Below are 12,273 nucleotides of genomic sequence, written 5' to 3' on the forward strand. Positions count from 1 at the left end.
TCAACCTATCTATGCGCTCATTGTGAACTTCTCCAAGTATACAAGCCTCGAAAAGGGGCTTAATAGCCTCGCCAACGGCGAATATCCACCCATTGGGGTCTCCTTATACCTGGAGAAGTTCACAATGAGCGATTACACACTAAAACCAGAACAAATGCTTTAGTAGAATTGCCACGAAACTCGCAACCGCATTGTTTTTTCACTTTCCCCCTACTTCGCTCCTCCAAAACGGCGATCTCGATGCACATAGTCATCGATTGCACGCCAGAGAACGTCGCGTCCGCAGTCAGGGAATAGTTCTGGAACAAAGTCAAGCTCAGAATATGCAGCCTCCCATGGCAGGAAGTTGCTGGTTCGCTGCTCCCCCGACGTTCGAATGACCAAATCGCAGTCGGGAATGTCCGGGTTGTACAAATGCTCGGCAATCATCTTTTCCGTGACTCGAGTGCCCTTGATCTTTCCGCTTGCGATTTCCTTTGCAATCTCAGAAGCCGCATCGGCAATTTCTGCACGCCCGCCGTAATTAATGCAGAATACGACATCGATGACCTTGTTGTTTTTGGTCTGTTCCATCGCATCTTCAAGCTCGTTGATCACTGACTTCCACAGTCGTGGTCTTCTTCCCGACCAACGAACGCGCACACCCCAAGCGTTCATCTGCGATACGCGCCGGTGAATGATATCGCGGGAGAACCCCATGAGAAAACGCACTTCACTCGGCGTACGCTTCCAATTTTCCGTTGAAAAGGTATACAGACTTAAATATCGCACGCCAGCTTCAATTGCCCCGGCGATGATGTCGAATACCACAGGCTCAGCTGCCTGATGACCGTCGGTTCTTACCAGTCCGCGTTTCTTTGCCCAGCGACCATTGCCATCCATGATGACGCCTACATGACGAGGCACCTTATTTTTAGGGAAATCCGGAATTCTATCGGGTTGGGAAAATGGTGCCGCGGGCACATCCAGCGACCTATAGTCGACATGATCAAAAGTCATACATTCGAATCTAACAACCGCAGTGAACGAATTGGCCGTTCAAGGTAGTATTCTCCCCATTCCTCAACAAGTTCGTCAACTTTAGAGGTCAGATCGTGTGAATCCAGCAGCGGCCAGTCTCCAGAAAGCAGCGCATGCATCTGTGAAATCGATAGCTCATCAATGACACGGGCGTCTGGCGTACGATCTGCCTGACACATCATTCCTCCCATGCGCACTGAGAAATAGCCAAGATCATCATGCCTTCCACACACAACGCAGGAATCCATTCGAGGACTCCATCCAGCCAGAGAGAGGGCGCGCATGACGTACGACTCACCAGTAGCCTTGGGGTTGTGTCTGTGCTTCGCCATCGAAGCGAGCGCCGAAACCAGCAGTGAGTATTGATCCAATGAACGTTCATGCTCGGTGCTGACAATCTTGTCGATTGCCTCGACGATGACTCCTGAATTCATGTACGCATCATAGTCTGCACAGATTGGATCAGCGTAAGTCGCTATGCTCACCGCCTGCGAAATCACGTCAAGATTACGACCCTGCGCAATGAGCACATCGGCACGCATGAATGGCTCGAGTCGGCCGCCAAACCTCGAACGGGTTCGTCGCACACCTTTCGCGACCGCCCGTACCTTGCCGTGCATCTTGGTGAATATGGTGATGATGCGGTCAGCCTCGCCAAGCTTCACGGTTCTGAGAATCACACCTTCATCACGATAGGTTGCCATGGATTGGTCAAGCCTCTTCTCTCGAACAGAAATTCCATATGCTCGTTGATTCATTGGCTCGTATGGGCATGCCACAACCTTCCGTGTCATAATCACGCCAAGCCAGCTTCTGTAGCGTTGCTTACCTGTAACTCTAATAGATGAACAAGCCCCAAAAGGCAAACAATAGCAATACGCAGAACATGGCAATCGTGGTGTTCACGAAAAGCGCCTTGCCAAATCGTGTATAGGAGATCACCGGCAGTGTCTGATCTTTTATATGATCATAGCGGTTGTCCCTGTGTCTCTTAAGAATAAAGTCGCGAATAGTCGCCAGCGTGGGGATCTTCAGCAATCCTCGAATGGATGCCACCTCGATGAGCCTTGCGAAAACTCGAGACCATGCCCAGACCACGAGCGTTGACACTATCTGGATGACGGGCCAACTCCAATAGATCATTCCTGCGGTTTTGGGCGCGCCTCCCCAGACCAGTTTCACCACGGCATAGACGACCTGCGCGAGGCCAGAGAAGAAGAGCACGAGGGTTGCCAGCGTGGTTCCTGTGATAAGAATGAGTATTCCGCCGAATCCGTGCGTAAATCCAAGAATATGCCGGGAATCGCGGCAAAGCAGTGATCGAAACTTCCGAATGAGTGCCACGATCCACATGATGATGGTCGTGAGAATAAATATCAATGCAGCGCCATGAATCACCAGCATATATACGGTGAGCGTTGGACGCGATTTCAAGTCGAATGGCACCGCGATTGATTGCGTGATCGTTGCACCGGTGACCAGCTGCGAGGTCTGCTTCAAGCCATGGGTCACACCAACAGCCCAATCCACCATATCGTTCTCATACGAGTCGACGAGCGGTGTGCTCGTCTGTGCTTCATCACCCAGGCGAAGCACATGATTCGCCAACGGATAGTTACGAATCGTTACATTCCAATTATTGGCTTCATGCGCAAGCTTCATGATGGTTTGCGCACCATCAACCTGAGCGGTCATCACATCCTTCGCACCATATGCCACAAAAGTGGGAATCGCATACGCCGCAGGCTTCAGAGTATTGATATCCATATTATGCAATCCAAACAAATCCAGGTCAGCACTGAATAGACGCCTGACAATGGACTGATAGCCCGGATTTGCACCTACCATGGCGAAATCCTGAGCAGCAAGGAATCCGAGGGAATGGCGTGGGGAATGCACCATGGGGCTCAGGAGAATCTGGAAGGCCACATCATGGTCACTCTGCAAGAGATATGAGCTTATCCAAGTGCTTTCACTCGTTGCATAGATTCCAACGTTTGAAGCGTTGACATTTGAGAGCTGGCGTAGATAGTCGATAACCTTGTCATATGCCTTGGCCGATGCCGGATAATCGCGGTTCGCATCAGAGGTGTTCCATACAGGCTTATCGATAACAGCAGAGACAAAACCAGCAGAGCTTAAATCGGAAGCGACATCGCCGAACGAGTCCTCTGCCGTGCCATATCCGGCTCCATGCATGAATACGATGCCTGGAAGTTTGCCACGTGTTCCCTGAGGTTCACGAATGAGAATATGAATGTGCTGCGTAGCGCCCGTAGCACTCTGCTTTACATCGATTGTGGCTCGGCGCTCGACGACGTTATAGCTGCCTCGCTGCGCAAGATTGAGCTGCTGAGGATTGGCGAAGTTGACCGAGGTGTCAGAATCCACGGTTTCCATGCTCTGATCGATGGGATTGTTGTTCCAAGGAACTGCTGTCGCATTTGAGACCGAGGTCAATAAAGCTATGAAAATTATGAAAATAGGTAGGCTCAAGGTCAGACGCTTGGACCAGCTCCATACCTTGGAACTCTCCGCACTTTGATCTTGGTTTGACACGCAGCTCATTGTATATGCCCATGCCGAACTCGAGCTGATAATTGTGCAAAATAGAGTTCAATACTATATCTGCTGACAAGCAAGTTTCGCTTGACGGCAGGTTGTTTGACACAAGCTACGGCTATCCCTACAAGCTCCGCCACATCATAGAATTAATTATTCTGTGATGGTGACCCTTCGCCCCCATCATTGAACGTATCGCGAGAGGATCCATGTGAAGGTTGAACGGGGTCAGCGTCGTTTGTACCCCTCCCCGCGGTTGAATCCTTGCCTGGAGCATTGTTCTCATCCATCGAATCGGTGGTAGGGAAAGCCAAGTCAGGAATATCAAGATCAACCTTAGGGAACGAAGTGCTGTCAAGCATTGAATTCAGTGAAGCCAGATATTGATCAGTATCTTGTATGGAATTTAAATCGTCTGAGAAAGACAATGAATTTGCATCGTGAGAAGATGCTGATGGTTGCGATGATGTATCGTCTGAGTCCGAACTCGAGGCGAGAGCATCGCTAGAGGCAAAGGTGTGCATCCCCTGATTACCCTGATTCACAGGATTTTGATTCTGCGTACTGCGCTGACTATCTGCCACCGGGAAGCTCAGAGGTGATGTCTGCGGGGCTTGCGCGCCTGCCGATTTGTCATCTCCATTTCGGTTGATCTGCACATCATCGTTGGATCTACCTGAAGCGGGATTCTCACGGACATTCTCGGAATCATTCTGATTGCCGAACGAAAGGTTTTCGACCATATTCGAATTCGTGTCCGCAGACTTTCCACGTCTCCAGAAATCAAAGGTGGACGGTGCTGAAGTTTGCTTCGGAACTGGTTCCTGCGATGTGAGACCTGTTTCCGTAGCTGCATTCGAGCTGTTCGCAACTGCCCGCGTCTGTTGCTCCTGAGGATAGTTGATTTTGCCTGCGTTGGCCTGTTGGGGCACAAAATCACTTCCAGTTCGACCTGGTGTCATGGAATTGTTATGAGACAAATATGACTGATGCGGATCCTCTGACCCATGACCTGCCGTCTGGGTCGTGGCCTGGGATTCTGCCTGGGATTGGTTAAATACCGCCTGCTCCTCACGATGCAGGTTCTTGAACATTGCACGACCGTCATTCTGCGAAATTGCTGCATCTGAGGAAGGTCTGTTGTTCGAATATGATTCATTCGCATATGAAGCAGCATCGTCTATCGACTCGGTCGAATCTTCGCCAAATCTATGGCGGCCATGAATTCTCGATGGTGGCGTTTGTATTGATGCGCCGTTCTCATCGAAGAGAGGACGAATTGTTTCTGTGGACTGACCGACTTCATGCTGTGAGATGCGGTCGGAAGGAGAAGCGCCTGCAGTAACCTGCGGTGTCGGCTGATGCACTGGTTGGAAAACCTGCGTTTCTTCCACATTTGGATTTTCAGGTTCTGCAAGTGCAGCCAGCGAGCCTAAATCTGAAGTCTGAGGTTCATAGCTTGGCTCGTTCTGTAACTGCACTGCCTCGGATGCTTCTGCCTTTGAATAGTCGGTCACACGTGCATAGGATTCGATTCTTGAGAGGAGCTGCACCCCATAGTTAAGGAAGTAATCCACCTGACGCTCGTCATATCCCTTCTTGCCTTTTCTCTGGGTAAAGACAACGTTCGAGACTCTATTCGGCGTCAGATCGACCAGCTCGCCAGACTCTTGCACATGGGTTGAGGACTCGCCCAGTTCCTGAGAAAGCTTCTGAGATAGTTGGTCGAGCAGACGATCAACTTGCTTTCGATCATATGAAGGATTGTTTGATGTTCCGGGTTTGAATCGCTCTTTTTCCTGTCGTTCACAATGATTCACGAATTTGCGGTACATGGCTTCAGTCTGACCACGCCACGCCACCCGTCCGTTCTGAGCAATCTCCCATTGCGTCTGCTTGTCAACGACGGCACGTTCCAGGCGTGCGAGTGCAGCATCTACCTGGCCTACGGCGTAGCCGTTCTTGCGAAGCCCAAAAGATACGTCTTGTATATCTTTTTGCGTGAGCTTCGGTTCAGGGCTCTCATAGAGCTTATGCGCATTGTCAAGGAACTCGTCTACCTGCTGAGAGTCGTATCCCCACTTATGCTTACCTACCCGGGCTATGTTCGTACCATTGCCGTTGGCTTCGGGCTTTTTCGCCATGGGACATCGACCTCCTACTTCTTGAGAAAATCTCAATCAGTTAATTCGCTTCAAAAATCACACTACGTGGTTGTTGAGACTCCACATCTGTGTTGCATAGCCATCGCGTTCGCATGCTCCAGCCATGACGCATACCACTGTCACATATTAATTGAAGTATACGGCCGACAAGTATAAAAAACTTGAAAAACACTGAGATGTTGCACATATCCTCATGGATGGTAGGCTATTCTAGGTTTCGACGGAGTTTGGCAGCTGTATGAATTTTCAGATTGCGGCTTCGTTTTGGAAACTTTCGGGCGATTAGCTCAGTTGGCTAGAGCGCCACCTTTACACGGTGGATGTCGGGGGTTCGAGTCCCTCATCGCCCACCCACAGATACAGGCTGAAAACGTTGGAATATCAACGGTTTCGGTCTTTCTTTTTATCCGAACCAGACTCCGTGCCCACATTTTGCCCACAATTTTTCACGGCCTTGTCTATCGACGCCGAGACATCATCCAGATCAGAGTCGAAGAGATCCGCGTACACATCCAACGTCATCGCCGCGCTCTTATGCCCGAGCATGCGCTGCAGAGCCTTCACGTTCGCGCCGGCATGCACCGCTATCGAGGCTGCCGTGTGCCTCAGATCGTGCGGTGACACCATTGGCAGCTTGGCGCGACGAAGCGCCGACACATACCATGTACGGTTGTGCAGCTCACTCACCGACTGCTCCCTGATCGGACTCCCCGACGTATCCATGAACACCAGATCATTCACGCCAGACCTCTTCGCAGCCACCTCACGCAATGCAGTCGCCACGATCTCCGGCATGGGCACGTCGCGCATCTCATGGTTCTTGGGACTGCCTGGCACCTTCCTGGAACCCACCGAGACGATGTTCTGCTCCACATGCAACCGGCCCTTGCCGAAATCCAGATCCTTGACGCGCAAGCCTCTCGCTTCACCCCAGCGCAACCCACAGAAGCCAAGTAGTAATATCAGTGCCCTGCGTTCGTCGCCGATGCTGTTAGCATTGCTGGCTTCGTCAGCGAAGGCCAGCAGTTGGCTTATGGTCAGGTAGATTCTGGGTCTGGTACGCCGCTTGACGGGCAGCTTGATATCCGTCAGTGGGTTACGGGGAATACGCCGATCGTTCGCCGCGTCCTCCATGATGGATCTGAGTATCGCGTATGCCTTCGTCACCGTTGACGCAGACTTCCGGGCAGCCAGTTCGCTCACCCATTCCTGCACTTCGTCACGCTGTATCGACACCACCTGCCTGCTCCCCCAGGTTTCCTCCACATGCGTCCGCCAGGAGGTCTCAACAGTATGAATATATGACGGTTTCCATAATGGTTTGCCCACCGCCAGCCACGCCTCATACAGTTTGGCGATCGTCGTCTTACCCTTGCCCGGATCCGTGTAGGTGCCTGTGTTGATGGCTACAGTGACGTTGTCGGCGGCCCAGTCCGTCGCGTCTTTCTTGCGTTTGAAGCCGCGTTTGTCGGTGCTGGAACCGTCGGGCTTGCGGTACCTCACACGGTACCGTTTGCCTGATTTCGTCTCATACGACTCAACACTCGCCATGAAGGCCGTCCTAACTTAATCTTTTACTTAAGATGTTCAGAAGATATAACGAAGATTAAGACATCTGATTGGTTTATCCAGCCCAGATAAAAATCACCACTTCTTACATTCCATTGCTTGGAATCCCACATATTAATATCGTCGGTAATGCTCTGATCAATACCTAAAGCTCTCGAAACACATAGATACGGTGAAGAACCTGTTCCTATACCGGACGCAGTATCGATTCCAATGTAATTGCTTTTATTTGTGACATAGACTCCGTCTTCACTCTCGCTTTCGCAATATGTTTGGGTATGTTTTATTGATTGCGTGGCATAGTATTCAGCATCATTTTTCGATGTTTCCTTTATTCCAAAGTCAGCAGTCAACATAATTGAATTTCTAAACCAAGATATTTTGAGGTTTCCGATATCCGCATAATTTTGTTGACTGTCATTCTTTTCCATTCGTTTCACCAATGACTTGGGAATCGAGAGTCTTGAAATTACACACTTGAACAGAGCTGATTTTGTACCCTGTCCTCGCTCGTCGAGATCGTTGTACCATCCAGAAATTTCAAGAATATCGGTCTCGGGATTCTTTTGAACGCTCGTAAGCTCGTCTGTTTTTTTACCACACTCAACTTTTGCTGAACTAATTCCTGCCTGGGAATATTCTCTTGCAGAAGATGCACCCCCACAAGATGACAGACCAAGCATCAAAGCAACACTCACACAAACAACTACGAATTTGTATCTCTCACATATTTTCATTTCAAGTTCTCTCTCCCCTTAAAAATAATCAAATCTACAAAGATTATTTGCCTTCTCAGGATGTTCGTACAGCCATTCGCGGTATGCGTGAACGATGTATGGCATCACATTCAATTCTCTCGCCAGCCAGATTGCGTTATCGCAGACGACCTCTGCTGCCGCATACTCGAATGGGTTGATGAGCAGTCGTGCCGCGTCCATGTCGGCGCGTCGCTCCATGGGTGACCCATGCCCGTAGCAGCCATGGTCACGATGCTTCGCATGACTGATCTCATGGGCGAGCACACAGGAACGCTGCACGTCACTGAGATCGTCGGCAAGAAATATGGTGCTAGTATCCCTGTCGAACGCTCCCTGAATGCCAACCTCCATGGGCAGCGTAACGACCCGCGCCCACGTCCAGGCCAGTGACTCAATATCGATCATTCAACCTCTTTGCCTGTGCTCTTTTCTTCAAGTTTCTTCACTGTCGGGTGTTTTTCGAACGTTTTCTCCTGCTGCCTGGCTATATTCCAAAGTATTTCGAACCGTTTATCTCTTTCTACGTGTTCCCGCAGCAGTTCTGCATTTCGAGCTTCAAGATTTGAAAGAATCAGATTTTGCGTAACGGAGGCATAATCGCGAATGTTTTCTCCATGATGTTCCGGATGGGCACTCCTCCACTCTCGAGATGTCATGCCAAAGACTGCAATATTCAGAATATCTGCTTCCTGAGCGTACGTGATACCTTCACGTTTGGTGCCTTTTAGATACTCTGGCAATGTTTCCTTGATTGCGTCGGTATGAATACGATAATTCAAGGAAGCAAACATACGTCTGTTGGACCATTCGACATTGAGACGGCTCGCTTCATCCTGTTTGAGACGTTTATACTCCTGGAACACATAAAGACGAAATTCTGGACTAATCCAAGCAGCAAAATCTAATGCCAGATCAACGTGAGCAAATGTGCCTCCCGAATATCTGCCATTCCTTGTTCTGATACCAATAGCTTTGGTTGCCGATATCCATTTGGTTGGAGTCATAGTGAATGCATTTTTACCAGCCTGCTTTTTAAAGGTGTCGAATTCGACACCTTTAAAATCCGGATTATGAAGAGTCTCCCATATACCAAGTAGCTCAATGGTGTCTCTGTTCCTCATCCAATTTTTAATCACATCTTTTGGATTGTCACTCTTGGCCTTCGCTAGATCTGTCAACGAGAAATAATCATCCTCACCGCCCGTTGATCTTACCGTGACATCCAAACCGTTGATATCGAGGGTTTCTTGTATTCCCTTCGGTGGCATTCTCACCATCTCCTCATCCTTGTGATTACGGTTATCGACGTTGCCATCTTTTACGGTTCAGCCTCATACGCTTCCTGCTCGGCATCAGTGTCGCCATGCTTCGCAGCAAGACCAAGATCAGAAACATGTTTTGCTCTTTGTCTGTCCTCATCAGTTGGTTCATAAATAATAGGCTCACTCCATTTCGGATTTTCAGAGTTGCCTTTCATTCTGCGAGCCAGTTCCTGAATGAGTTCATCATCTGAAGCATTGGAGAGAGAAACGAGTGTCGAATCTCCCGCACGCTCTTCTTCATTCAGAAAACCGAATATAACCAGAGCCTCTATAGGACTTGCGCTATAAGTTCGTGCAATGATTATGAGATTTTCAGCGGAAAAGCCCAAATCGTTATTATATTGCCTCCACAAAGTTGCAGCTGAGAGTCCTGTCTTGGTAGCGACCTCGTTGACTGCCGCATGGTGAGTAATTTGTTCAAACCATTTTTGCTTATCCATGTATTTCATTATGAAGTAAAAATCATTTCATGTCAAGACACGCCGTTTCGTATTGAGTTGACATGTTTCATTTCAAAGTGATATATTCATTTCATAACCACACAGATTGCTTCATTGTGAAAGGAGGTTCAAATGGCCTATCAAATGGTTTTTAAAGATGGGTTCCTTGATAGAGCTCGTCGAATGAGTGGACTTAAAAGCGATGCAGCTTTTGCAGGCGCAATCGGAGTGAGTGAAAGCGTCCTTAGCAAAGCAAAAAAGACAGGAATCTGCACACCAGGAATGGTTGTGGGACTTCATCTCGCATTCGGATTCACCCCTGGAGAAGTAGCCACGGTAGGTGAGTTGCATTCCGACAATCCACGTCCACAGCAGCTTCTTACCGCGTAACCGAATAAAAAAAATGCCACTGCTCTAACAGTGGCGCATCAATCCAACTTACAAGGAGTTGAAATGATATTCACAAGTATAGTCCGAGTCCCGTTCAACGGACAGGTAATCGAAGCACAGAAAGACAGTGGCACCATTTCAGTCGCGTTGAAGCCTCTCTGTGAAAACCTTGGGATCGAGTACACGAGCCAGTACCGCAGATTGCAGAGACAGCCATGGGCTGTTGTTGCCATAACGGCAACAACTGGTGCTGACGGCAAAATCTACGACATGGCGATGATCGATCGTCGCACGTTCACGATGTGGCTGGCAACCATCGATACCAGCCGTCTCAGGAAACAGACCGCCAAGGATATGGTCGTCGCTTACCAGCGTGAGGCTGCCGACGCGCTCGACCGGTACTTCAACACCGGTGTCGCAGTCAACGAACACCTGCTGAAAGCACAGCACCTGCAACGTCTGGAAAACATGGAACTCATCAAGGCCGCGGAAGGCATCGTACACAAGGAATTCCTTGAAGCAAAAGCCCGCATCGTGATCGGACGGGAACTGGGCGAAGTGCCGGAACTCGACCCCTCGACCAGGCCACTGTACGTAAGCGACTATCTGAAGGAGAAGAACATTCCCGTGAGACAGCGCCCTCGCATCTCACCCAACTTCGGGAAACAGTTGAAGAAACTGTACGTCAGCAAGCATGGGCAGGACCCCGCACGCGCCGACACGGTCACATCCTATGGGCAGATACGCAAGGTGTACGCGTACACGGAAGCCGACCGTCCACTCTTCGACCAGACATGGGTCACACAATTCGCGCCACAGCAACAGCTCACCGCATAGAAAGGAGAATCAGATCATGAAAAATCAGGAAAACGGGGAACGGTCATGGGGTTCGTCCGAACTCATCTACCATAAGCCATCCCCCATCGTAAAAATCATCAGCGACAGCATTCACTCGCTGGCAGGAAAACTGGAGAGGCTTTCCCGCATTCTCAACGATTCAGGTTTCATTGAGGGCCTCGAAACCGATAGGAGTCCCGACGACAGGGAAAACCGGCAATCGACCGTGAGAGAACGTCTCGAAATGCTCGACGGTCCAGGAAGTCACCCAGAACCATTGGAAAACATCGAAGATATCGTCAATGCCTTCTACAAGTTTCCACGAGCGGCCGGAGCTACAAGCAAAGAGAAAGCTATACACAAGTAGTCCAATGCCTCTTCGGTTCGCATCTGGCGTGCAGTCAGAGCATCAACATCTGCAGGAGAGGCAAGAAAGGCGACACGAGTCTCACGCAGATCTCGCGCTGCATCACTTGCACGATTCGCCAGCTCAATAATGCTCTTCCTCGCATCATCCTCATCAGAAACATTCATCACATTCCCCTTCCAACCATCACAGAACTTGTAGTTGATAGGTACAGGGTATCCCCGATTTGAAAAACACCATAACAAAGAAAATGCCGCCGGTCACAGCGGCGGCAAGCGACAGAAGGAAACCAATCCAATGTCATTACTAAGAATAACAGGAGTTGAGCATCATGCCCAGAACCTTGGAGGACGACAAGCTCCTCACAGCCAAACAGGCAGCGGCACTCATGGCCATGACCACCAACGGTCTCTCACAACAACGATTCAACGGGACCGGACCACAGTTCGTGAGATTCGGAGTGCACACGATCCGCTACTGGCAGTCAGACATACAAACATGGCTCAACGGTCGCATACGCACCTGCACACTCGAAGACCACAAATAGCCACGGTCAAGACCATCGCCTTCATCGGCACGCTCCTGATCTTCGCGGTCGCAGGCGCCATCGCATTCATGAGCTTCATCTGGCTTGCCGCAGGAGCGACAGCAGGCGTTGGTCTCATGCCATGGCTGACCGTCTTCCCAGTCTCGCTTTCCGTCTCATTCTGGATGGCTTGGAGGCTGCGGCTATGACGGCGAGAACATTTCTCAACGGTTCAGTCCACAAGTGTGAATTCTGCAACCGTCCGGACGTGGGCATCAACCGGTGTCCGCACGCCATGAATCCACACTATCCATGCC

General features: G+C 49.9%; 14 protein-coding genes and 1 tRNA gene. 6 read left to right on the forward strand and 9 right to left on the reverse strand.

The genetic code is table 11. From position 1 onward, the window contains the following. Positions 1–210: 210 nt before the first annotated feature. The 4 genes from BAQU_RS08605 to BAQU_RS08620 all read right to left on the reverse strand — a co-directional run bounded on the left by BAQU_RS08605 (position 211) and on the right by BAQU_RS08620 (position 5,726). Positions 211–999, reverse strand: coding sequence for an isoprenyl transferase (locus BAQU_RS08605; RefSeq protein ID WP_094694714.1), 789 nt, complete (start codon positions 997–999; stop codon positions 211–213). Further along, positions 996–1,724 (reverse strand): DNA repair protein RecO, encoded by a 729-nt coding sequence (gene recO / locus BAQU_RS08610; protein WP_094694916.1) that lies wholly within the window; start codon positions 1,722–1,724, stop codon positions 996–998. Before recO ends, BAQU_RS08605 begins: the two co-directional genes overlap by 4 nt. 133 nt (positions 1,725–1,857) lie before the next feature. Further along, complete coding sequence (locus BAQU_RS08615) at positions 1,858–3,588, reverse strand: alpha/beta hydrolase family protein (RefSeq protein ID WP_094694716.1); 1,731 nt, start codon at positions 3,586–3,588, stop codon at positions 1,858–1,860. Between the two features lie 143 nt (positions 3,589–3,731). Next, entirely contained in the window at positions 3,732–5,726 is a 1,995-nt protein-coding gene (locus BAQU_RS08620) for a DivIVA domain-containing protein (protein ID WP_094694718.1), read from the reverse strand. A gap of 297 nt (positions 5,727–6,023) precedes the next feature. On the opposite strand from BAQU_RS08620, the gene BAQU_RS08625 reads away from it, so the two are divergent. Further along, positions 6,024–6,097, forward strand: a tRNA-Val gene (locus tag BAQU_RS08625). Between the two features lie 31 nt (positions 6,098–6,128). Here BAQU_RS08625 and BAQU_RS08630 read toward each other — a convergent pair. From BAQU_RS08630 to BAQU_RS08650, 5 genes are read right to left on the reverse strand one after another with little or no spacing between them, the layout of a single operon-like run. After that, positions 6,129–7,298 carry a tyrosine-type recombinase/integrase gene (locus BAQU_RS08630; protein ID WP_094694720.1) on the reverse strand — a complete coding sequence of 390 codons (1,170 nt, stop codon included), beginning with the start codon at positions 7,296–7,298 and terminating at the stop codon, positions 6,129–6,131. A 23-nt stretch (positions 7,299–7,321) separates the two neighbouring features. Next, a complete protein-coding gene (locus BAQU_RS08635; protein ID WP_143241990.1) occupies positions 7,322–8,014 on the reverse strand; it encodes a hypothetical protein in 693 nt (230 codons plus the stop codon). Positions 8,015–8,071: 57 nt separating this feature from the next. Continuing rightward, complete coding sequence (locus tag BAQU_RS08640) at positions 8,072–8,479, reverse strand: ImmA/IrrE family metallo-endopeptidase (protein WP_244568500.1); 408 nt, start codon at positions 8,477–8,479, stop codon at positions 8,072–8,074. Then, positions 8,476–9,351 carry a KilA-N domain-containing protein gene (locus tag BAQU_RS08645; protein WP_211277151.1) on the reverse strand — a complete coding sequence of 292 codons (876 nt, stop codon included), beginning with the start codon at positions 9,349–9,351 and terminating at the stop codon, positions 8,476–8,478. The genes BAQU_RS08640 and BAQU_RS08645 overlap by 4 nt, the downstream gene beginning before the upstream one ends. A 41-nt stretch (positions 9,352–9,392) precedes the next feature. Next, the gene (locus BAQU_RS08650; protein ID WP_143241991.1) at positions 9,393–9,836 is read right to left on the reverse strand and encodes a hypothetical protein; all 444 of its coding nucleotides are present in this window, start codon (positions 9,834–9,836) and stop codon (positions 9,393–9,395) included. A 132-nt stretch (positions 9,837–9,968) separates the two neighbouring features. Between BAQU_RS08650 and BAQU_RS08655 the strand changes: the two genes are divergently transcribed. The 5 genes from BAQU_RS08655 to BAQU_RS08670 all read left to right on the forward strand — a co-directional run bounded on the left by BAQU_RS08655 (position 9,969) and on the right by BAQU_RS08670 (position 12,165). Beyond that, positions 9,969–10,226, forward strand: coding sequence for a hypothetical protein (locus BAQU_RS08655; RefSeq protein WP_094694728.1), 258 nt, complete (start codon positions 9,969–9,971; stop codon positions 10,224–10,226). Positions 10,227–10,289: 63 nt separating this feature from the next. Further along, positions 10,290–11,063, forward strand: a complete 774-nt coding sequence (locus tag BAQU_RS08660; protein WP_169713294.1) for a phage antirepressor N-terminal domain-containing protein — start codon at positions 10,290–10,292, stop codon at positions 11,061–11,063. A gap of 16 nt (positions 11,064–11,079) precedes the next feature. Next, on the forward strand, positions 11,080–11,430 hold the full coding sequence (locus BAQU_RS10290) for a hypothetical protein (RefSeq protein ID WP_143241992.1): 351 nt from the start codon (positions 11,080–11,082) through the stop codon (positions 11,428–11,430). Between the two features lie 331 nt (positions 11,431–11,761). After that, complete coding sequence (locus tag BAQU_RS10295) at positions 11,762–11,977, forward strand: helix-turn-helix transcriptional regulator (protein WP_143241993.1); 216 nt, start codon at positions 11,762–11,764, stop codon at positions 11,975–11,977. Then, positions 11,929–12,165, forward strand: a complete 237-nt coding sequence (locus BAQU_RS08670; RefSeq protein ID WP_094694732.1) for a hypothetical protein — start codon at positions 11,929–11,931, stop codon at positions 12,163–12,165. Before BAQU_RS10295 ends, BAQU_RS08670 begins: the two co-directional genes overlap by 49 nt. Positions 12,166–12,273: the final 108 nt, after the last annotated feature.

It is taken from the genome of Bifidobacterium aquikefiri (genome assembly GCF_002259795.1).
Lineage (GTDB): Bacteria > Actinomycetota > Actinomycetes > Actinomycetales > Bifidobacteriaceae > Bombiscardovia > Bombiscardovia aquikefiri.